This is a genomic window from Oligella ureolytica DSM 18253, assembly GCF_000373745.1.
Lineage (GTDB): Bacteria > Pseudomonadota > Gammaproteobacteria > Burkholderiales > Burkholderiaceae_B > Oligella > Oligella ureolytica.
The window spans coordinates 1-20,073 of record NZ_KB892306.1 but is presented as its reverse complement, the minus strand read 5'-3'; the positions used below and the strand labels follow the sequence as shown (position 1 = coordinate 20,073).

Sequence of the window (20,073 nt, the reverse complement as noted above, 5' to 3'; positions counted from 1 at the left end):
AGGTAATTTTATGAAGTACAAACGAATTGTATATGCTTTACTTGGCGCATTTATCTATTCCAGCGTCACCCTAGCACAGGATGTTGAGGATAGTGAGTCTGAAGTTTTTGAGTTGGATTCTTTCATAGTCTATTCCCGTGGAATTGAAGAGTCCCGTTTAGATACGCCTTTCGCTATTGATGTCATTGGTAGCGAAGTTATAGAGCGCAGAGGTATGAATAATGTTTTACAGGCACTTTCGATAGTACCTAGTTTAAATATTCATGACGGCAATAACGCTTCTACAACTGCAATTTGGATTCGTGGGGTAGGCTCATTAACGAATACGAGTATGGATGATAACTCTGTGGACGTTGTTATTGATGGTGTCAGTAATGGTAAGACTGGCCTGACGCGTCCTTTATTGGATGTGGAAAGAGTTGAGATTGCTAAAGGTCCCCAAGGTACTTTGTTCGGTTCAAAGTCTGAGGCCGGAAATGTCATCGTAAAAACCTATGACCCTCATAATGAGTTTGAGGGTCGAGTTGGTGTAAAAACGGGTAATTTAGGTCTTTGGGGCCTTTATTCAATGTTAAACGTACCACTATCAGATCAGTGGTCATTTAGAATTGCAGGCCAAGTTGAACGTTTTGAGGATTATGTCAGAGATTCAGATACAAGTAGACCGCTTAATGATAAAACGAATGATGCAGTACAAGCCAAATTACGTTGGAATGATAATGATCGTAATGATGCTGTATTGACGGTTTATTACGATAAGCGAAAAAATTTCTTACCCCTTATCTTATCTGAGCCGTTTTCTTATCATACAAAAACGGGTGGTTTAAATCACAGCGCATATAGGGAAAATTCAGGTGTGTCCCTGCGCTATACACACGATTTTGATTTTGGGCGTTTAGAGTCAACAACTGCCTACCATTATCATGAGGCAAATGTTAATCGACCTCTTAGACCCTTAGATATGTTGGGTGTTTTCTACGATGCATTGAATGCTGCGCCCGCATTACGTCCGCTTTTAGATAGTTATTATCAGGACGGGGTAAATAATAGACAAAATATTGATGAAAAAGTTAACCAATTTACTCAAGAGTTTAAGCTCAGTGGTGAGACTGAAGGTGGCCTTAAATGGGTAACCGGTGCTTTTTTTGAGAAACGCAAACGTGATTTTACTTACGATGCCGTTCGCGGTGTTTATATGAATACTCCGATGGGCCCTTTTCCTGTTGGAAACGATTCATTTAATGCTGTGATAGAACGCGATATTGATTATCAAACAGAAGCAGTTTTTGGTGAGTTGACGATACCGCTTACCGACTCTTTGAATTTTATTGTCGGAGGTCGTTATAGTCATGAGGAACTTGATTATCAAGGGACATGGCAATCAAATCCGGATATACCAACACCATCCTATACAGAAAAGCATAAGATTAGCGAAAATTTTGTCAGTGGGCGTGTAGGCTTTAACTTTAAAATGACGCCGGAGTGGCGCTTATATGTGTTGCAAAGTTGGGGAAATAAATTTGGTGGATTTGCGGATTATGGAACAAATATTGCTTATGGCACTGATGACCAGCCTTATGCTTCTGCCAAGATCAGTACACAAGAGATTGGCTCTAAGTACTTAAGTAGTGACGGTCGATTTGGCTTTGATGTTGCGTTATTTAATAATAAAGTAAAGGACGATCACGTTACGGTAAGTGTCTATCCAACTTATTTAACAGGAACGGGTAATGCAGATACCAGAACACGAGGTGTCGAATTAGGTATTTCTGCCCAATTAACTGACCAAGTAGCCATTAAAGCAGATGGAACTTATCTAGATACTGAAGTCACGAGAGTTCCGGGTCTGTCTACAACAATTACTTCAGTCGGAAATCGTTTACCCCAAGCGGCTAAGTTTAGCGGCAATATTGCCTTGACTTATATATCTAATCCAATACCTCTTGGTTTCTTAGGGCAATCGAGAGTGCATGGTGATGTTGCGCTACGCTATGTCGGCAGTCGTTATGCACAGCCGGATAATGTACAGAAATTAGGTAGCTATGCAGTGGTTGACGCTTCTGTAGGGTTACAGAGTAAGCATCATGATGTATTGCTTTGGGTAAAAAACTTAACAGATAGAGAATACCATGCTTTTGGAATTATGCCGGGTTATGCGGGTTATCCAGCTGCGGATCGTACCTTTGGCGTGAACTACAGCTTTAAATTTTAAATTATAGGGATATAGGTGAGTAGCGTTATGAATTGGCGACAGAGTGATAGACCATTAATGATGTTTTTTATGGTCTATATGACTCAATACATCGGGGTTTCTTTTGTTTTGACGAGCGCAGTTGTTATTTTGCGTCATTTGGGCTTTCCTCTTGAGAAATTATCGCTGCTCTACCTCGTTACTTTGCCTATCGCTTTTAAGATCTTTTTCGGCATTATGGTTGATAAAGTGAAAACTTTTTTCCAAGGGCAGTACCGGGGCTGGCTATTAATTGCGCAGGCAGGCATGACTTCTTTGCTCATAGTGATAAGTTTTATTGACTTTGTGAGTGATTTTTATTTAGTGCTTGCGCTTTTTATTATCTATGCGGTGCTTACCAGTATACAAGATGTTTCTGTTGATGGATTGGCCTGCAAAATTTTCCCTAAGGATAAGCGACAAAAAGTTAACGCAGTGCAGTATGCGGGTAATCTCCTAGGGAATATAGCAGGTGGTGGTATTGTCTTAATTTTTTATGAAGATTTAGGTTGGAGTGGTAGTTTGTGCTTGTTGGCCGCTTTAACTTTATTTTCATTTATGCAAATAGTGTTTTATCGTGAACCGGATATTGCTTTTGTTACAGAAAACAGCGTTCCAGTGAAATTATGGGGTGAATTTAAAGCATTCATCGCTGCACATAGGCAATGGTTTGGTTTTTTACTCATTATGCCATTGGGGTTAAGTGCTGCTTATGCATTGTTAAATCCCATGTTGGTTGATTTAGAGTGGGCACCGCAAGAGATAGGATTGCTTACTAAGATTTTCGGTTCTGTTGTCGGTGTCTTATCTGCTGTCTTGATTATCCCTTTAGTATCTAAATTGGGACGTTCAAAGGCATTGGCTCTATTGATGTTTTTACAGTCAGTTGTTTTGTTTGCTTTACTTCCAATGACTCGAGGCTATGCTGATATCTTCGGCATTTATATTGCAATAGGTATGTATTCTTTAATACAGCCAGGGCTTTTAGCAGCAGGTAGTACAGTTATCATGGATAAGGCGAGTATTACGTCGTCAAAGTCAACATTTTTTTCATTGCAGATTAGCGTTGTTGTTCTTTTGGGTTTTTTCTATTCTGCACTAGCGCTTAGGTTGGCTCATTATTATGGTTACTATGTAGTCATGGTGGGTGCTATTGTTGCTAGTTTCGTGGCATGGGGATTGTTGGTGCTGCTGTTACGAGTATCGAGAAAAAACGGTAGGGATTTTCTTTCGGAGTGATGAATTAGGTATATGGAGTGGCAATGCAAGAAGAGTTAATTAATATTGTGGCCAAGGCGCTGGAGATTGCTCCGGAAGAGATTGCAGTTGAGGATAACTTGATGGTTGTCGGCTTGCATTCGCTGGCTTTGATGACCATCACTGAACAAATAGCACAACGTTATAATCGACCCGTCAGTTTTGCTGCTTTAATGCAAAACCCTACGATCCAAGCATGGGAGCAGTTACTAAACTCATGATTTTTGAGCTTATGATATTGCTCTTCAGAAATTCATTTAATGGGTTCTAGCAGTAACGGATTTTAGCGATATTAGGTCCTAAAGACGGATAGGGGCACGTAAAATAAAGCCATTAAATAAAGCCTCTACTAAAAAATAGTAAAGGCTTCAATCGATAAAGCAAAAGCTTGATATCCTAAATGTATTTTGTGGTGCGAGCGAAGAGACTTGAACTCTTACACCTCACGGCGCTGGAACCTAAATCCAGTGCGTCTACCAATTCCGCCACGCTCGCACGATACAAATATAAACTTAGGCATTGCGCCTAAGTATGTAGTAAGCCGCTGAGTAAATTAATTATTATTTGGTAGGTTAATTAATCTGACTACTCAATTTTACTACTTGTTAAGTTAGCTACTACTTTGCTAGTAAGGACTAGAAGTTTAGTAACTAACTAAGCATTAAATATTATCTCTTATTTGCTAATTGGTCAAGCTTTTTTATTGTCTTGTTATAAAAAACGACAAAACCAATATGTTATGTAGCAAAAAAGCTTCAATAAATTTATCGAGTCGGAGGCTTTTTGTATTTGAGTCTTTCCATGGTTTGTGCTTTTTTTATTCTCAGTTCATTGGCGTCATTTTCAACGAGAGTTTCAGCAAATAGTTGCCAACAAACAATAAATAAAGCAGCCAGTAGAGGCCCAATCACAAAGCCATTAATCCCAAATACACTTAAGCCGCCAAGCGTAGAAATTAAAATGACCCAGTCAGGAAGCTTGGTTGATTTCCCAACTAAAATAGGGCGTAGTACATTGTCAGTTAAGCCAATCACAAAAACACCGAATAGCGTGAGGATAACGCCTTTGAAGATAGCGCCTGTGGCGAGAAAATACACCGCGACAGGGAACCAAATCAGAGCTGAACCAATGGCCGGGAGTAATGACAGGAACGCCATTACGACGCCCCAAAGCACGGCTCCTTGTACGCCTAAAAAAGCAAAAATGATACCACCTAAGGTGCCCTGGGCAATAGCAACAAGGATATTGCCCTTAACTGTTGCTTTGATGACGGTGGTAAAGCGCTCAAATAAAGTATTGCGATATTCGGAGGTTAATGGAATGGTGTATTTAATTCTTTCAACTAATTTGGCGCCATCTCGGAAGAAGAAAAACATGGCATAAAGCATCACACCCAATGCAGCGAAAAACCAGACAGTATTTTGTCCGAGCGCAACCGCTTGATTTGCTGCTGAACGACTGATGTTGGCCAGCGATGATTGTACCTTAGACTGAATATCGTTTAGGTCGGTAATTTCAAAGTAACCTAGGGCGTTGTGTAGCCAATCAGGCATCTTATCAATAATGACGTTGGAGTAGGTGGCGATATTAAATTGACCATCACGGACCAACTCATAAAACATATTAATTTCTCTAACTAACGCACCCGTAATTAATAGTAATGGAATTAAGGCTAAGAAAATCCAAAGTATCAGAGTGATTAATGCCGCAAGATTGGGAAACCGGGGCATCATTCGGTAGATGCGTGAGTGTAGTGGCAAGAACAAAACGGTAAAAATAACCGCCCAGAATATCGAGCCAAACCAAGGTAAAATCGTGGCAATAAAGCCAAAGGTTACAAAAACCAGTAACACAACAAAAAAGCTAAGATTGGCTTTTGCTGTAGACATTGTCACTCCTGGAGATTAGCTAGTATTTAATAGCTTATTATATATGGTAATTGGGTTTCAGATACTTAACTAATTTACTGTACTTAAAAATCCGAATATTTGGTCAGTGTACTCACCTTCCGCTTTGTTAGTAATTAATTAGGTTATATCTATGTTAGGGCATGTGTTCTCTATAAAAAGTAAGCAAACTATGATGATTTCTATGAGACTATTAATGGTCGTTGGATTGAGTGTTTTGTTGTCAGCATGTGCTTCAAATCGTAAGCCACCGGCTCAGCCTGACAATATGTGTGCCATTTTTAAAGAAAAACCGAGTTGGCACAAAGCGGCCATTAAAAGTGAAGAAAAGTGGCGTGTTCCGCCACAGATTCTCATGGCGATTATTTATCATGAGTCCGGTTTTAGGCATGATGCACAGCCACCGAGAAGGTGGTTTTTGGGCTTCATTCCAAGGGGGCGTGCCAGCTCTGCTTATGGCTATCCACAGGCTAAGGATGAGGTTTGGAGTGACTATAAGCGCGAAAATAGTTCTTTCGCCAGCCGCTCTAATATGGCAGATGCATTGGATTTTGTCGGTTGGTATTCTGATAAGTCACAGCGGCTTAACGGTGTTTCCAAATGGGATGCTTATCATCTCTATTTGAATTATCACGAGGGGTGGGGCGGCTATCGTCGTGGCACTTATCGTAATAAGGCTTGGTTATTGCGTGTCGCTAGTGCAGTACAAGCAAGAAGTGAGCGCTATGGTGCTCAGTACGCTCACTGCCGCCCGTGATTGATTTTGATTGTCGCAGTGTGGATTATTAGGTGATTAAATCCCATTTGATATCGGCGACGACCGGCGTATGGTCAGAGGGTCTTTCCAGTCGGCGAGGCTCTTTGTCAATCCAGCAGGCTTCACAGATTTGTTTTAATGAATCACTAATCAAAATATGGTCAATGCGTAAGCCTGCATTGCGTCTAAAGCCCATCATGCGGTAATCCCACCAAGAAAAGCTTTTTTCTTCTTGTTCAAAAAGACGGAATGCATCGTGTAAACCGAGATCAATTAATTCTTGTAGGGCTTTACGCTCTGGCGGTGATATCAAAATGTCGCCTTTGTAGCCTTCATGCACGTCGCGATCTTCGGGAGCGATATTAAAGTCACCGGTTAAAATAACATGCTGATAGGTCGACATTTCACTTTTAAGGAAATTAGTCAATTCCTTGTACCATGCAAGCTTATAAACGTATTTATCACTGTCAACGGCACTACCATTAGGGCAATAAACATTGATCACACGGATAGGTCCTTGCTCTGAATCGTAGGTGCTGGCAATAAGACGCTGCTGAGCATCTTCAAAAAGAGGGTTGTTGCGGACGACATCTTTACCTTTAGTGCGACTAATTATCGCAACACCGTTATATGTCTTTTGACCGCTCCAGCAAGCCGTATAACCGATTTCTTCAAAAGCCGCTAAGTCAAAAAACTCATTGTCTTGCTTTAATTCTTGCAAGCATAAGAAATCGACTGGATTTTCTTTTAACCAATCAATGACTTGAGGTAGGCGGATTTTTAAAGAATTGACATTCCAAGTGGCAATCATAATATGTTTATCGTTTATCAATAGAAAAGTGAATTTAAAGAGTCTATATCTTAACAATCTAGCCAAGTATTTTGCACTTTGTATTGGTGGCACTGCAAATTTGTGTATATTTTCACTAATATGTCATTACTTACTGATTTTTTATTTAAATTTAAACTAACTGATATTTTGAATAACGTTATGATGAAGAAGCATGCTCCACACCCTGAGTTTGATGTTCCTATGTTGGCAGAAGATGACGAGTGCCGTTATTTGCACTTTGACAGTCCGTGGGCGCAGGGGGCGATGTCTTTGTCTGAGCCTAATTCATTAGTATTCGAATACACTAAGCAAATGTGTGCTTGGCTCTTATTTCAGGAGGCAACTAACAACAAAGCAATAGCCTTGTTGGGACTCGGTGCCGGTAGTCATTTTCGTTTTTTGCAGCATTACACCGAAGCGATGATTAGTTGCGTAGAGTGGAGTGAGCTCGTGATTATGTGTGCACAGGATCACTTTCACGTTGAAGAAACGGAACGTTGTCAAATAATTCAATCAAATGCTGAGACATGGGTCCACGATGTCGATGTTCAAGGGCAGTATGACGTGTTGATGGTTGATCTGTATGATTACACGGCGGAGGGGCCGGTTTGTAGCTCTAAGAAGTTTTATAAAGGCTGTGCCAATGTCTTAGGGAAAAGCAGTATTGCCACTTTTAATCTTTTTGGTCATCATCCAAGTTTTGCTAAGAACTTAACAAATATTCGTGCGGCTTTTGACAATCGCGTTATTATGTTTCCTGAGACTGAAGATGGTAATCGAATCGTCCTTGCTTTTAAGGGACTGGTTTTAGAGCGTACGGTGAGTGAGTTAAAAGCGCGTGCTAAGCAATTAGAGGCAGATTATGCTTTACCTGCACCAAAATTTTTAGAGGTGTTATTGAAAGAGCAGGCTAATCAGCATATAGTTCAAATGGATAAAGTTATTATTTAGTCATTTTATTTACTCATTATTTATTAGTTATTTGTCGTTAATCCTTATTGGGGAGTGGAGTGGATGGATAGTGTTAAGAAAAAGTCGCTAGCGATGGTACTTGGTTTAGCCTTGGGTATGGGTGTTGTTGCCCCGACTACCGCGCTAGCTGATAATAAATATGTCGCCATTACATCAATTGTTGAGCATCCGGCGCTTGATGCTTTCAAAGATGGTGTTGTTGAAGCACTCGATGCCGAGGGTTTTAAACAAGGTGAAAACTTACGAGTTAAGTATCAAACAGCACAGGGCAACACAGGGACAGCGGCCCAAATTGCCCGTCAATACATTGGTGAAGGGCCGGATGTTATCGTTGCGATTGGTACGCCATCAGCTCAAGCGGTGGTCGCTGCGACGAAGTCAATCCCTGTGGTCTTTGGTGCCATCACGGATCCCGTTGCGGCGCAGTTAGTTAAGGATCGTGGTCCTTCAGGGACCAACGTGACCGGTATGTCCGATGAGTTGCCTTTAAAAGCTTCGTTAGAGCTCATTAAAAAGACACTGCCAAAAGCCCAAAAAGTAGGTTTGGTCTATAACCCGGGTGAGATAAACTCGAAAATTGTTGTCGAGCAGTTGAAAGTTATGATGCCGGAGTATGGCTTAACACTTGTTGAAGCCGCAGCACCACGTACCGTCGATGTGAGTTCAGCTGCCCGTAATTTGGTGGGCAAGGCAGATGTGATTTTCTCTACAACTGATAACAATGTGATCGCTACTTATGAGTCGTTGACCAAGGTGTCTTTGGCGTCAAAGCTGCCTCTCATTGCTTCTGATACGGGTAGTGTGGAGCGTGGTGCTATTGCTGCCTTAGGTGTGAATTATAAGCAGTTGGGTATGCAAGCGGGGCAGATGGTTGCACGTATTTTAAACGGTGAAAATCCCGGCGATATTGCTTGGGAGACATCCGATCAGTTAGAAATTCATTTAAATAAAAAGATCGCGGATCAGATTGGTTTCGAGTTTAGTGAGGAATTGGTAGAATCAGCTGAAAAAGTGCTCGAATGATTTACAACTGGTTATAATTTAAGCGCTAAGTTACTTGGTCAGTAGGATACTGGCTCTGTTTGCTTAGCGTTTATTTTTGTGTCACTTTAGAGCAGCTCCGTAGGTATTTTAATTCATGTCTTTTTTAGCCTCTTTAGGCGCATTAGAGTTGGGCTTTATTTATAGTCTTGTTGCTCTAGGCGTTTTTATTTCTTTTAGAATCCTTCGTTTTCCTGATCTTACGGTTGACGGCACGTTTGCAACCGGTGGTGCAGTGGCCGCGTTAATGATCAGTCATGGTTATGACCCTTTTTTATCCACACTCTGTGCCGCTTTGGCAGGAGCCTTTGCCGGTGCGGTGACAGGATGGTTAAATACTAAACTTGGCATTATGGATTTATTGGCTAGTATTTTGATGATGACCGCTTTGTACTCAATCAATTTACGAATTATGAGTGGCCCCAATATTCCATTAATTTTTAATCCGACGGTGTTTTCTGTTACCCAGTCCGAGGCGATGGCCGAGCATATATGGCGTCCTGTGATGTTGGCGTTGATTGTATTGGCCGTTTGGTTGCTCACTAATCTGTATTTTTCTACGCGGTCAGGTTTAGCGATGCGCGCAACTGGCGCTAATTTGCGTATGGCTCGAGCTCAGGGAGTGACGACCGATCGTTCAATTGTCGGAGGCATGGCTCTATCTAATGCGATGGTGGCTTTGGGCGGGGCATTATTTGCCCAGTCGCAAGGCGGTGCTGATATTGCCATGGGTATTGGCACGATTGTGATTGGTTTAGCTGCAGTGATTTTAGGCGAGAGTGTGCTACATGTTCGTCGTTTTATTTTAATATTATTGTCCGTCATCATCGGGGCTATTGTTTATCGTTTCTTTATTGCGCTAGCTTTAAATAGCGACTTTATCGGGCTAAAAGCACAGGATTTAAATTTAGTGACTGCCTTGCTGGTTACCGTGGCTTTAGTGTTGCCAAAGTTAAAAAAATTAATCATAAAGCGAGATCTGAATGCTTGAAATTAATAATGTTCATATCACCTTCAATCCTAATACGCCCATCGAGACAAAGGCATTGCGCGGCGCATCATTGACGATTGATGAAGGGCAATTCGTGTCGGTGATTGGCTCTAACGGCGCCGGTAAAAGCACCTTGTTAAATGCGGTGGCCGGAGAAGCGCGAGTCGATCGTGGGCAGATACTGATTGACAAGAAGGATGTGACACGTTCGCCTGTCTGGGGGCGCGCTAAACAGGTTGCTCGAGTCTTTCAAGACCCGATGGCAGGCACCTGTGAAGACTTAACGATTGAAGAAAATTTGGCGTTAGCTTATAGTCGCGGTCACAAACGAGGCTTTAGAACGGCGATTAAAGCAGATATGCGTGAAGTTTTTAAAGAGCGTTTGGCTATTTTGGGTTTGGGCTTGGAAAAGCGTTTAAGTGACCGCATCGGTTTATTGTCGGGTGGCCAGCGACAGGCGGTGAGTTTGCTAATGGCCACCTTGCAGCCGAGTAAAATTTTATTGTTAGATGAGCATACGGCGGCGCTTGACCCCAGAACAGCCAACTTTATTCTTGAGTTAACAGAAAAAATCGTCCATGAGCAAGGTCTCACGACCATGATGGTTACGCATAGTATGAAGCAGGCATTAGAGCATGGGGATCGAACCGTTATGTTGCATCAGGGCAAAGTCGTGCTTGATGTCAGCGGGGAAGAGCGTGCTCAACTGACGGTGACTGATTTATTGCATATGTTTGAAAAGGTACGTGGGGAAGAAATTGAAGATGATGCGCTTTTATTGGGTTGATTCAAATAGACAGGCTATTTGCTGTGCATAGCCCCATTTTTTTAGCATAAATATCCTTGTGGAGCTCACGTGATTGGTTGCCTAGGCAGTTAGATTTGTGTACAATATTGTGTCTTTTATTAAAGAAATCTCGATACATTTATCATTTTATTTAGTAAGAAGAGTTAAATAGGTTACATTAAGCGATATGAATTCTTAAGCGATAAAAATAATTGTTTTGTCGTCTGTTACAGCGATGCTGTACATATCGTTACTTTCCGTTTTTTTAATTGTCTACCCATAAATTGGTTAGTGGGCTCAGATGCAAAATAGGTTATCCATGAAAAAAAATCAACATGCCACACGTGGCCTAATGCTGTCATTAGGGGTCACCGCTTTATTGACGTTAAGTGCTTGTTCACAAGAGGGTGGCGAGCGGCAAGGGCCTCCTCCTATGGCGGTGAGTGTTATTACCACCGAGGCTGAGTCGGCAAAGCTATATACTACGCTGCCGGCACGTGTTAATGCCTTGCAGGATGCCCAAGTAGTGGCTCGAGTGACCGGTAATATCGAATCGATTAATTTTGAGCAGGGCAGTCGGGTTAAGGCCGGTCAGTCGTTGTTTAAAATCGATCCGAAGCCTTACCAAGCGGCATACAATCAGGCGGCGGCTGCTTTAAAGCAGTCGGAAGCTTCTGCGCAGAGTTCTAATGCCTTGGCTAGACGTTATCGTGGTCTTGTCGGTTCATCTGCGATTAGCCGCCAGGAATATGATAATGCGGTCGCTTCGGCTAATTTAGCAAATGCATCAATTGACCAAGCTAAGGCCGCACTAGAAAACGCCGGTATTGAGCTAGGCTATACCGATGTGGTCTCACCCATCGACGGTATCGTTGGTCGTGCGTTAGTCACTGAAGGCGCACTAGTCAGCGCGACAAGTGGTACGCCACTAGCGCTTGTACAGCATTTAGATACAGTCTATGTAGACTTTAATCAAACCGTGTCTGAACTCAGTAAGTTACGCCAAGAACTTGCAGCCGGTACCATTAAGAGTCTAGGTGATGGTGTGGCTGAAGTGGAATTACAACTCGAAGACGGTTCAATTTATCCAGAAAAAGGTGAGTTGTTATTCACCGGTGTAACGGTAAATCCGGGTACCGGTCAGGTCCAATTGAGAGCGACTTTCCCTAACCCGGATCATATTTTATTACCGGGCTTATATGTGCACGTGCGCATTGCACGAGCGGCTGTAGACGAGGCTATTTTTGTTCCTAATCAAGCGATTCAGCGTACTGCCGAAGGTGTCAATAAGGTAGTCATTATTAACGACGAAAATATGGTGGTCGACCGTAATGTTGTGTTAGGCCAGGAGTTCGATGGGCGTACGCAGGTAACCAGCGGGGTTGAAGTCGGTGAGCAGGTTGTTGTTGAGGGCTTTACCAAGATACGCGCCGGTCAGACTGTAAAACCTCAAGCTTATAAAGAAAAGCAAACCGCTTCAGAAGAGCCAGTATCGGGTAGTGAGGCTCCGGCAGCTACAACCGAACAATAGGAGTTTGATTAATGTCTAATTTCTTTATTCATCGCCCGGTTTTTGCTTGGGTGCTGGCCATTCTGTTTTCGTGTGCCGGCCTCATGGCAATTAACAATATGGCGATAGAGCAGTTTCCTGACGTTGCGCCTCCGGTGATTACTATTAGTGCCAACTATCCGGGTGCATCGGCAGAAGAGGTGTCACGTTCTGTCATTAGTTTGATTGAGGATGAGTTAAATGGCGCCGATGATTTATTGTATTATTCATCTACCGCAGACTCTAGTGGTAATGCCTCAATTGCAGTTACTTTTGCCCCCGGTCGAGATGATGACTTAGCTCAGGTGGATGTACAAAACCGCGTATCCAGTATTGAGTCTTCGTTGCCGCAAGCAGTTATGGAGCAAGGTCTTCGTTATTCTAAGGGTCTGAGTAACTTCCTAATGGTTGTTTCCATGTATTCAGATGACCCTAATGTGTCTGCTGATGTGGTTGCTGATTACATCAGCCGTAACGTACAAAATACTATTTCACGTGTTAAAGGTGTCGGTAATTTCCAGCTCTTCTCTTCTGACCGTGCCATGCGTGTTTGGGTTAATCCTGAGAAGCTTACGGGGTATGGACTCACCATTTCTGATGTAAATCAGGCGTTACGTGAGCAAAATATACCTATCCCGGCGGGTATTTTAGGTGCGCCGCCGACCGCCGCGGGTCTGACCACGACGGCAATTACTACGGTTAACGGTGAGCTAACTAACGTTGAAGAGTTCGAAAATGTTGTCATTAGGGCTAACTCAGACGGCTCAGTGGTTTACCTAAAAGATGTCGCAAGCATCGAACTTGGCTCCAGTTCTTATCAATTCTCCAGTAATCTCAATGGCAAGCCGGTGGCGACTTTTGCTATTAACCTTGCTACCGGTGCGAATGCATTAGAAACCGCTGAACTAATTCGTGCCGAGATGGAGACGCTCTCAGAGTATTTTCCAGAGGGCATTACCTATACCATTCCTTACGATACAACGCCCTATGTTCAGCAGTCGGTTTCAAAGGTGCTCCATACCTTAGTGGAAGCGATTATTTTAGTTGTCATCGTGATGTTTGTTTTCTTGCAAAACTTCCGCTACACAGTGATTCCGGCACTTGTTGTTATTATTGCCTTGCTGGGAACGCTAGCTGTATTGTGGCTTACCGGCTATTCGCTGAATACGATGACACTGTTGGCGATGGTATTGTCCATTGGTATCTTGGTGGATGATGCGATTGTTGTAGTAGAAAACGTTGAACGGATTATGATGGAGGAGCGCATTCCTCCGCTGCAAGCAACAATTAAAGCAATGCCACAGATTGGTGGGGCCATTATCGGTATTACCTCTGTATTGGTTGTCGTATTCGTGCCGTTAGCCTTCATGAGCGGTTCATCCGGTGTGGTTTATGAGCAGTTCTCGGTGACCATGGTTATCTCCATTGCTTTCTCCGGATTCTTCGCTTTAACCTTTACTCCGGCTCTATGTGCCACTTTCTTAAAGCCTATTACTAAGGGTGCGCACGAGAAGAAAGGTTTTTTCGGTTGGTTTAACCGTAATTTTGACCGCTTTACTGAACGCTATACCGGTATCGTTGCTACATTTGTTAAGCGTGGCGGTCGGCTTATGATTATTTACTTAATCCTTTCAGCTGGCGCGATTTATTTCTTTACGCAGTTACCAAGTTCTTTCTTGGCGGATGAGGACCAAGGGATTGTCATTACTAACGTCGAATTAGCCTCTGGTGTGACTGCTGAACGTACTGATGCGGTCTTAAATGAGGCAGCAGAGTTTCTTTCACAGCAAGAGGCCGTGTCCGATGTCGTCAGTGTACGCGGCTTTAGTTTCAACGGTAACGGGATTAATGCGGGTATTATTTTCTCGCCATTAAAAGACTTTAGTGAGCGTAGTACAAATGCCCAAGACGTGGCCGCCAGTGCCACGGGCGCTTTACTATTCGGTGTGCCGGATGCGACGATATTTAGTATCACTCCGCCGGCCATTGCTTCTTTAGGTAATGCCACTGGTTTTGAGATGTATTTACAAGACCGTGGTACCTTAGGGGTCACTGAGCTGCGTGCTCAAGCGGATGAGTTAATCGCCTTAGCCAATGCAAGTCCGATATTGCAAGACGTCCGTATTTCCAGCTTAAGCGCAGGTCCGTCTTTAGATATTAAGATTGATCGTATTAAGGCCTTGACTTATGGTGTCAGTTTCTCTGAAGTGGCCAGTGTCTTATCGACGGCAACCGGTAGTAGCTACGTCGGTAAATTCCCAAATATGGGGCGTATGCAAGATATTTGGGTGCAGGCTGATAATGAGTTCCGTCGATCGCCTGAGGACATTTTACGTTTAAAAGTACGTAATGCCGATGGTGAACTGGTTGAACTTTCTAACTTTATGGAAGTTCGCTGGACGTTAGCTCAGAGTTTAGTTCAACGCTATAACAGTTACTATGCTGTCAACATTAGTGGTGCAGCCGCTCCTGGCTATGCCAATGGTGAAGCGATGGATGAGATGGAGAGATTAATTCGTTACAATCTCGCCGCTGATGTGGGCTTTGAGTGGACGGGTTTATCTTATCAAGAGATTCAAGCAGGTAACCAAGGTGCAATCCTAACCATGATCTCACTCTTTGTTGTGTTCTTGGTACTCGCTGCACTGTATGAGAGTTGGGCAATTCCATTGTCAGCCGTGCTGATTGTGCCGCTCGGTTTATTGGGTTCGGTTACTTTTGCCTATATCTTTAACCTGTCCAATGATATTTACTTCCAAGTAGGTTTAGTGACGGTCATTGGTTTGGCTACTAAAAACGCCATTTTGATTGTAGAGTTTGCCAAAGATGCAGTAGCTACCGGTCAGCCATTGTTTGAGTCAACCGTTCGTGCTGCCCGTTTACGTTTACGTCCGATTCTGATGACATCTTTTGCTTTCATTTTAGGTGTTGTACCTCTGATGTTAGCGAGCGGTGCCGGTGCAGGCGGTCAGAAGACTTTAGGTACCGGTGTGGTAGGGGGAATGATCGCTGCTACTGTTTTCTCGATTTTCTTCGTGCCCGTATTCTTTAGCGTTGTCTTGAAATTCTTTAAAACCAAGCCTAAACTCATGGGCGCACAGGTTAGTGAGCAAGAGTCTGTAGAGCGTGATCGTGAGGAAAAGGATATGATTTATAGTGAAGCGTATCCTGAGGTTTTAACTAAGCCATCTGCAATGGATGATGATCCTGAGGCATCGTCGGATACCAACAAAAAAAATGAGGAGTAGTTTGTGAAAAAATTATCAGTACTCAGTTTAAGTTTGATGCTGGCGGCTTGCTCATTAAATCCCAAATATGAGCGACCGGATGCTCCGGTGCCGTCAACCTACAATACTACTTCTTCAGAAGCCCAAGACGGGCTTCTAAGTGGGGCTGATTTAGGCTGGCGTGACGTGATTCAGGAGCCGCGCTTGCGCGCCCTGATTGACTTGGCATTAGAAAACAACCGAGATATGCTGATTGCTATTCAGCGTGTCGAGGAAGCTCGTGCGCTATATGGTATTCAACGAAGTGATCTTTTGCCACATATTGGCGCCACTGCAGAGCAGAATGCTCAGCGCTTACCGCCTGATTTACGTACACCCGGCCAAGGCAGTATTAATCGAAGCTATACAGCCGGTCTAGGTTTGACAGCGTTTGAATTGGATTTGTGGGGCAGAAAGCGCAGCCTCAGTGAGTCTGCTTTTGAACAGTATTTAGCGACTGAAGAAGCGCGCAAAAGTATGCAAATCGGCCTGATTGCTCAGGTTAGTTCAACTTATTTTGCTTGGCGTACGGCACAAAGTTCACAAGACTTAGCAAATAATACGATTGCTTCTTATCAGCGTATTTATGATCTTGTTAACCGTCGTTATCAGGCCGGTGTGGCGTCTGCCTTAGAGCGCAATCAGGCGCGTACGACCCTTGAGGGCGCTAAGGCAGCATTAGCAGCGGCTGATCGTCAGGTTCAGTTGGCTTCTAATGCACTTGATGTATTAATCGGCCAGCCACAGCCCGTAACATTGCCGCAACCAGTTTCATTTGGTTCAGATAATATCATCAGTGATATTCCTGCAGGTATCTCTTCTACGTTGTTGGTGAGACGCCCGGATATTATTGCCGCTGAGCACAATCTGAAATCAGCTAATGCTCAAATTGGTGCTGCTCGTGCCGCATTCTTCCCGACGATTTCTTTAACAGGTTTGTTAGGAACGTTGAGTCCGGATTTTAGTGGTTTATTCGATCGCCAAACGGAAACTTGGACATTTAATCCCAGTATCACCGTACCTATCTTTACTGCAGGCTCATTGAGAAATAGCTTGGACTTAGCGGAAATCCGCAAGGAAATTTCGGTGCTGGAGTATGAGCAAACCATCCAAGAGGCATTCCGTGAGGTTTCAGATGCACTTGCCGGTGAGCAAACTTACAAAAATCAACTTGATGCGCTTCGTGAGCAGCAGTCGGCAGCATACCAATCGTTGGATCTCTCTGAGCAACGTTATGATGCCGGCATTGATGATTTCTTGTCTGTGCAACAAGCGCAGATTGAGTTGTTTAATGTGCAACAGAGTTTTCTTCAGGTTGGTTTAGAGTCATTACAAAACCGCTTAGAGCTGTATAAGGCCTTAGGTGGTGGGTGGACAGACACCACAGTGACTACAGATGATTTGCAGCTAAGTGAAGAGGTAAACAACGACATTAACTAAGTTGTTTATTGATTTTCGTGCATAATATGTAATACTAAAAAGCCTAAGAATAAACACATTCTTAGGCTTTTTCTTCCTTTTTTTCTTTTTGTTGGAGTAATAATGGATTTAGGTGTAAATATCGATCATGTGGCGACGCTTCGTCAGCAACGTAACGTCGTTTATCCCGACCCAATTCGTGCTGCTTTACTGGCTGAGCAAGCCGGTGCTGATGCGATAACTTTGCACTTACGCTTTGACCGTCGTCATATTCAAGATGCAGATTTATATAAGATGCGTCCTTTACTTACCACGCGCATGAATTTAGAGTGTGCCGTGACGGATGAAATGCTCAATATTGCAATTGATGTGAAGCCACATGATGTATGTTTAGTGCCGGAAAGAGCAGAGGAGTTGACTACAGAAGGCGGTCTGGATGTGGTAGGACGTTTTGATGAGGTTCAGACAGCTGTTAAGCGTTTACAGGACGTCGGTATCAGAGTATCGCTTTTTATTGATCCGGTAGAGCAACAAATTGAAGCGGCTGCTCGCACAGGAGCGACAGTGATCGAGATTCATACCGGTAATTACTCACAAGCGACAGAAATCGCTTTGGATAGTCCACAGGCTGAGGCTAAAGACGAGCTCGTTGCTAAAGAGTTAGAACGCGTGCGTTTAGGGATGGTTGCCGGTTTGGGTTTGGGTCTTAAAGTCAATGCAGGGCATGGTTTGCATTATACAAATGTCCAAGATATCGTTGCTTTAGGCGGCTTTAGCGAGTTGAATATCGGGCATGCTATTGTTGCGCAGTCGATTTTTGATGGTTGGGAAAAAGCAGTGCGCGATATGAAGGCTCTATTAAGAGTTAGCTAATCAGGAATATTTTTTTTGGAGATAGTGATGGTCGATTCTACTGCTGCAATTGATTTGCTTTTACATCGTAACTCGATGAAACTAGTGCAAGCTCCGGGGCCTTCAGATGAGGAACTGGAGAAGATTCTTAGTGCGGCTATGACAGCACCGGATCATGGCGCGATTCGCCCTTGGCGCTTTAAGGTAATTCGTGGCAAAGAAGCTATCAAAGCCTTTGCTGATCTGTCTTATGAGCTGCGTCAGGCGTCAGATACACCTTTTGATGAAGAAAAGCTTGCTTCGTCCAAGGCATGGCTGTATGAGGTACCGTTAATCATCGCGGTTGCGACACAAGTCAATCATCAAGTGACTCATAAGATTGATGAGGTAGAGCAATATCTTGCCACCGGTGCGGCGATGACTCAAATTCTCAACGCAAGCCATTTCTTAGGTTATGGTGCTTTTTGGAGTACCGGTATTGCTACGTATATTGAGGAGTTTCAAGAGGCGCTGGGTTTTGACCCATTGGATTATCGCTTACAAGGCTTTATCGCCATTGGTACGCCTAGAATGCCTACACCACAAAAAGAGCGCCCCAACTACAAGGACTTTACTGACGTATGGCCTTAGTTTGCCATTAAATCCGCTTTTTTAGTGGTTATTACTGAGTGTAATTGTTTCTATTAGTCAGGTATGCTACTAGTTATTTAAAAAACTTAATAGTTTAAGTTAACTGGTTGGAGGACGACTAATTATGAAAAAAACGTTTCGTTTGTCAGCGTTATTTGCTGCAGCAACACTAGCATTCGGTATGACTACGTCAGCGCAAGCTGATGTAGTCAAAATTGGGTTTATCGGACCAATTACCGGCCCCTTGACTCAGTATGGTGATATGGTGCTCGAGGGGATGAGCACCGCAATTGAAACAGTTAATGACGCTGGCGGGATTAATGGCAATACCTTTGAAATTGTTCGTGTGGATGACGCATGTGAACCAAAACAAGGCCCTATTGCAGCTAACAATATTATCAACCAAGAAGTAAGTTTTGTGGTCGGTCCGGTGTGTACAGGAGCTACCGTCGCTGCTGCAAATATTCTTGATGAGCATGGTGTGGTGACCATCACGCCATCAGGTACAGGCCCGGTCATTACGGATGACAAGGATTTCCACTTTATTTTCCGCTCCATTGGTCGTGATGACCAGCAAGGTCCTGCAGCGGCTAAGTATATTATTGATGTGGCTAAGCCGGAGCGCTTAGCGGTGATACATGATAAGCAATCCTATGGACAGGGTATTGCCGCTTCTGTGAGAGATGAGGCTAAAAAAGCCGGTATTAATGTGGTTATGTTTGAGGGGATCAATGCAGGCGAGTCTGATTACTCAGCTATTTTAACGAGCTTGCGTTCTGCTGATGTTGACTTTGTTTACTTTGGCGGCTACCACCCTGAGATGGGTTTATTACTGCGTCAAGCGAGAGAGCTTGGCTTTGAGGCGCCACTTATGGGTCCAGAGGGGGTAGGCAATCCGGATGTCAATGCCATCGCCGGCGATGCGGTCGAGGGTATGCTGCTTACATTACCGGCAGACTATTCTGCGCGTCCTGAAAACGCTGAAATTGTTCAAGCGTTTAAAGACAAAGGTCGCAACCCATCCGGTGCTTTCCAACTAACAGCTTATGCCGCGACTCAAGCGATTCTCAAAGGTATCGAGCAAACTAACTCAACCGATCCCGAAGCTGTTGCTGATTGGTTACATGAAAATTCTGTACCAACGGTACTAGGTGATATTAGTTGGACAGAGCAAGGTGATTTGACTGAGTTCGTATTTGATGTCTTCAAATGGCATGCAGATGGTTCTAAGTCATTAGCAACAGAGTAATATGAATTAATTACTCTGGGGCCTTTCAATTAAGCACCTTAGTTGTTTTACCAAAATGCGCGGAAAGCCTCGTCGTTTAGGGCGAGGGTGAATAGCGCGGACGGCAACGCCGTCCTTTGAATCTATGGTGGCGTTTGCTGTTGCTCGATATACTGTCGAATGATTTCAATCGGCGCGCCGCCACAGCTTCCAGCAAAATAACTTGGCGACCATAAAGCCCCTTTCCACAGTTTCTTTTTAATGTTGGGGTAGTTCTTTTTTCGGATAAGAAGACTGGATATACCCTTTAGGCTATTAACCAGTTTTGATATGGCAACTTTGGGCGGGTAGTTCA

General features: G+C 43.6%; 17 protein-coding genes and 1 tRNA gene. 14 read left to right on the top strand and 4 right to left on the bottom strand.

All coding sequences use genetic code 11. The annotated features are described in order from the left end of the window. The first annotated feature begins 10 nt into the window (after window positions 1-10). The 3 genes from B092_RS0107855 to B092_RS0107845 are packed head-to-tail and all read left to right on the top strand — an operon-like array spanning window position 11 to window position 3,708. Entirely contained in the window at window positions 11-2,212 is a 2,202-nt protein-coding gene (locus B092_RS0107855) for a TonB-dependent receptor (RefSeq protein ID WP_018574709.1), read from the top strand. A gap of 57 nt (window positions 2,213-2,269) precedes the next feature. Continuing rightward, on the top strand, window positions 2,270-3,469 hold the full coding sequence (locus B092_RS0107850) for an MFS transporter (protein ID WP_244870501.1): 1,200 nt from the start codon (window positions 2,270-2,272) through the stop codon (window positions 3,467-3,469). Between the two features lie 23 nt (window positions 3,470-3,492). After that, window positions 3,493-3,708 carry an acyl carrier protein gene (locus B092_RS0107845; protein WP_018574707.1) on the top strand — a complete coding sequence of 72 codons (216 nt, stop codon included), beginning with the start codon at window positions 3,493-3,495 and terminating at the stop codon, window positions 3,706-3,708. 189 nt (window positions 3,709-3,897) lie between these two features. Here B092_RS0107845 and B092_RS0107840 read toward each other — a convergent pair. Further along, a tRNA-Leu gene (locus B092_RS0107840) sits at window positions 3,898-3,982 on the bottom strand. Between the two features lie 269 nt (window positions 3,983-4,251). Beyond that, complete coding sequence (locus tag B092_RS0107835) at window positions 4,252-5,376, bottom strand: AI-2E family transporter (protein ID WP_018574706.1); 1,125 nt, start codon at window positions 5,374-5,376, stop codon at window positions 4,252-4,254. A 193-nt stretch (window positions 5,377-5,569) separates the two neighbouring features. Here B092_RS0107835 and B092_RS0107830 point away from each other — a divergent pair, with 193 nt between their 5' ends. Then, the gene (locus B092_RS0107830) at window positions 5,570-6,151 is read left to right on the top strand and encodes a transglycosylase SLT domain-containing protein (RefSeq protein ID WP_169333964.1); all 582 of its coding nucleotides are present in this window, start codon (window positions 5,570-5,572) and stop codon (window positions 6,149-6,151) included. Between the two features lie 28 nt (window positions 6,152-6,179). Here B092_RS0107830 and xth read toward each other — a convergent pair whose 3' ends face one another. After that, window positions 6,180-6,965: an exodeoxyribonuclease III gene (xth, locus tag B092_RS0107825; RefSeq protein WP_026253671.1), complete on the bottom strand. Its 786-nt coding sequence runs from the start codon at window positions 6,963-6,965 to the stop codon at window positions 6,180-6,182. 177 nt (window positions 6,966-7,142) lie between these two features. Here xth and B092_RS0107820 point away from each other — a divergent pair, with 177 nt between their 5' ends. The 10 genes from B092_RS0107820 to B092_RS0107775 all read left to right on the top strand — a co-directional run bounded on the left by B092_RS0107820 (window position 7,143) and on the right by B092_RS0107775 (window position 19,739). Further along, the gene (locus B092_RS0107820) at window positions 7,143-7,934 is read left to right on the top strand and encodes a class I SAM-dependent methyltransferase (protein ID WP_040608315.1); all 792 of its coding nucleotides are present in this window, start codon (window positions 7,143-7,145) and stop codon (window positions 7,932-7,934) included. Between the two features lie 63 nt (window positions 7,935-7,997). Continuing rightward, entirely contained in the window at window positions 7,998-8,978 is a 981-nt protein-coding gene (locus B092_RS0107815; protein ID WP_018574702.1) for an ABC transporter substrate-binding protein, read from the top strand. 115 nt (window positions 8,979-9,093) lie between these two features. Then, entirely contained in the window at window positions 9,094-9,987 is an 894-nt protein-coding gene (locus tag B092_RS0107810; RefSeq protein ID WP_018574701.1) for an ABC transporter permease, read from the top strand. After that, a complete protein-coding gene (locus tag B092_RS0107805) occupies window positions 9,980-10,774 on the top strand; it encodes an ABC transporter ATP-binding protein (RefSeq protein ID WP_018574700.1) in 795 nt (264 codons plus the stop codon). The genes B092_RS0107810 and B092_RS0107805 overlap by 8 nt, the downstream gene beginning before the upstream one ends. Window positions 10,775-11,093: 319 nt before the next feature. Next, on the top strand, window positions 11,094-12,305 hold the full coding sequence (locus tag B092_RS0107800) for an efflux RND transporter periplasmic adaptor subunit (RefSeq protein WP_018574699.1): 1,212 nt from the start codon (window positions 11,094-11,096) through the stop codon (window positions 12,303-12,305). 11 nt (window positions 12,306-12,316) lie between these two features. Continuing rightward, window positions 12,317-15,571 carry a multidrug efflux RND transporter permease subunit gene (locus B092_RS0107795; RefSeq protein ID WP_018574698.1) on the top strand — a complete coding sequence of 1,085 codons (3,255 nt, stop codon included), beginning with the start codon at window positions 12,317-12,319 and terminating at the stop codon, window positions 15,569-15,571. 3 nt (window positions 15,572-15,574) lie between these two features. Beyond that, entirely contained in the window at window positions 15,575-17,029 is a 1,455-nt protein-coding gene (locus B092_RS0107790; protein ID WP_018574697.1) for an efflux transporter outer membrane subunit, read from the top strand. Between the two features lie 102 nt (window positions 17,030-17,131). Further along, entirely contained in the window at window positions 17,132-17,881 is a 750-nt protein-coding gene (locus B092_RS0107785) for a pyridoxine 5'-phosphate synthase (RefSeq protein ID WP_018574696.1), read from the top strand. Window positions 17,882-17,908: 27 nt separating this feature from the next. Beyond that, window positions 17,909-18,490 carry a nitroreductase family protein gene (locus B092_RS0107780; protein WP_018574695.1) on the top strand — a complete coding sequence of 194 codons (582 nt, stop codon included), beginning with the start codon at window positions 17,909-17,911 and terminating at the stop codon, window positions 18,488-18,490. A 124-nt stretch (window positions 18,491-18,614) separates the two neighbouring features. Next, window positions 18,615-19,739 carry a high-affinity branched-chain amino acid ABC transporter substrate-binding protein gene (locus tag B092_RS0107775; protein ID WP_018574694.1) on the top strand — a complete coding sequence of 375 codons (1,125 nt, stop codon included), beginning with the start codon at window positions 18,615-18,617 and terminating at the stop codon, window positions 19,737-19,739. A 122-nt stretch (window positions 19,740-19,861) separates the two neighbouring features. Here B092_RS0107775 and tnpA read toward each other — a convergent pair. Then, window positions 19,862-20,073, bottom strand: a 212-nt coding sequence (tnpA, locus tag B092_RS0107770; protein ID WP_018574693.1) for an IS200/IS605 family transposase, incomplete at its 5' end; no start/stop codon positions are given.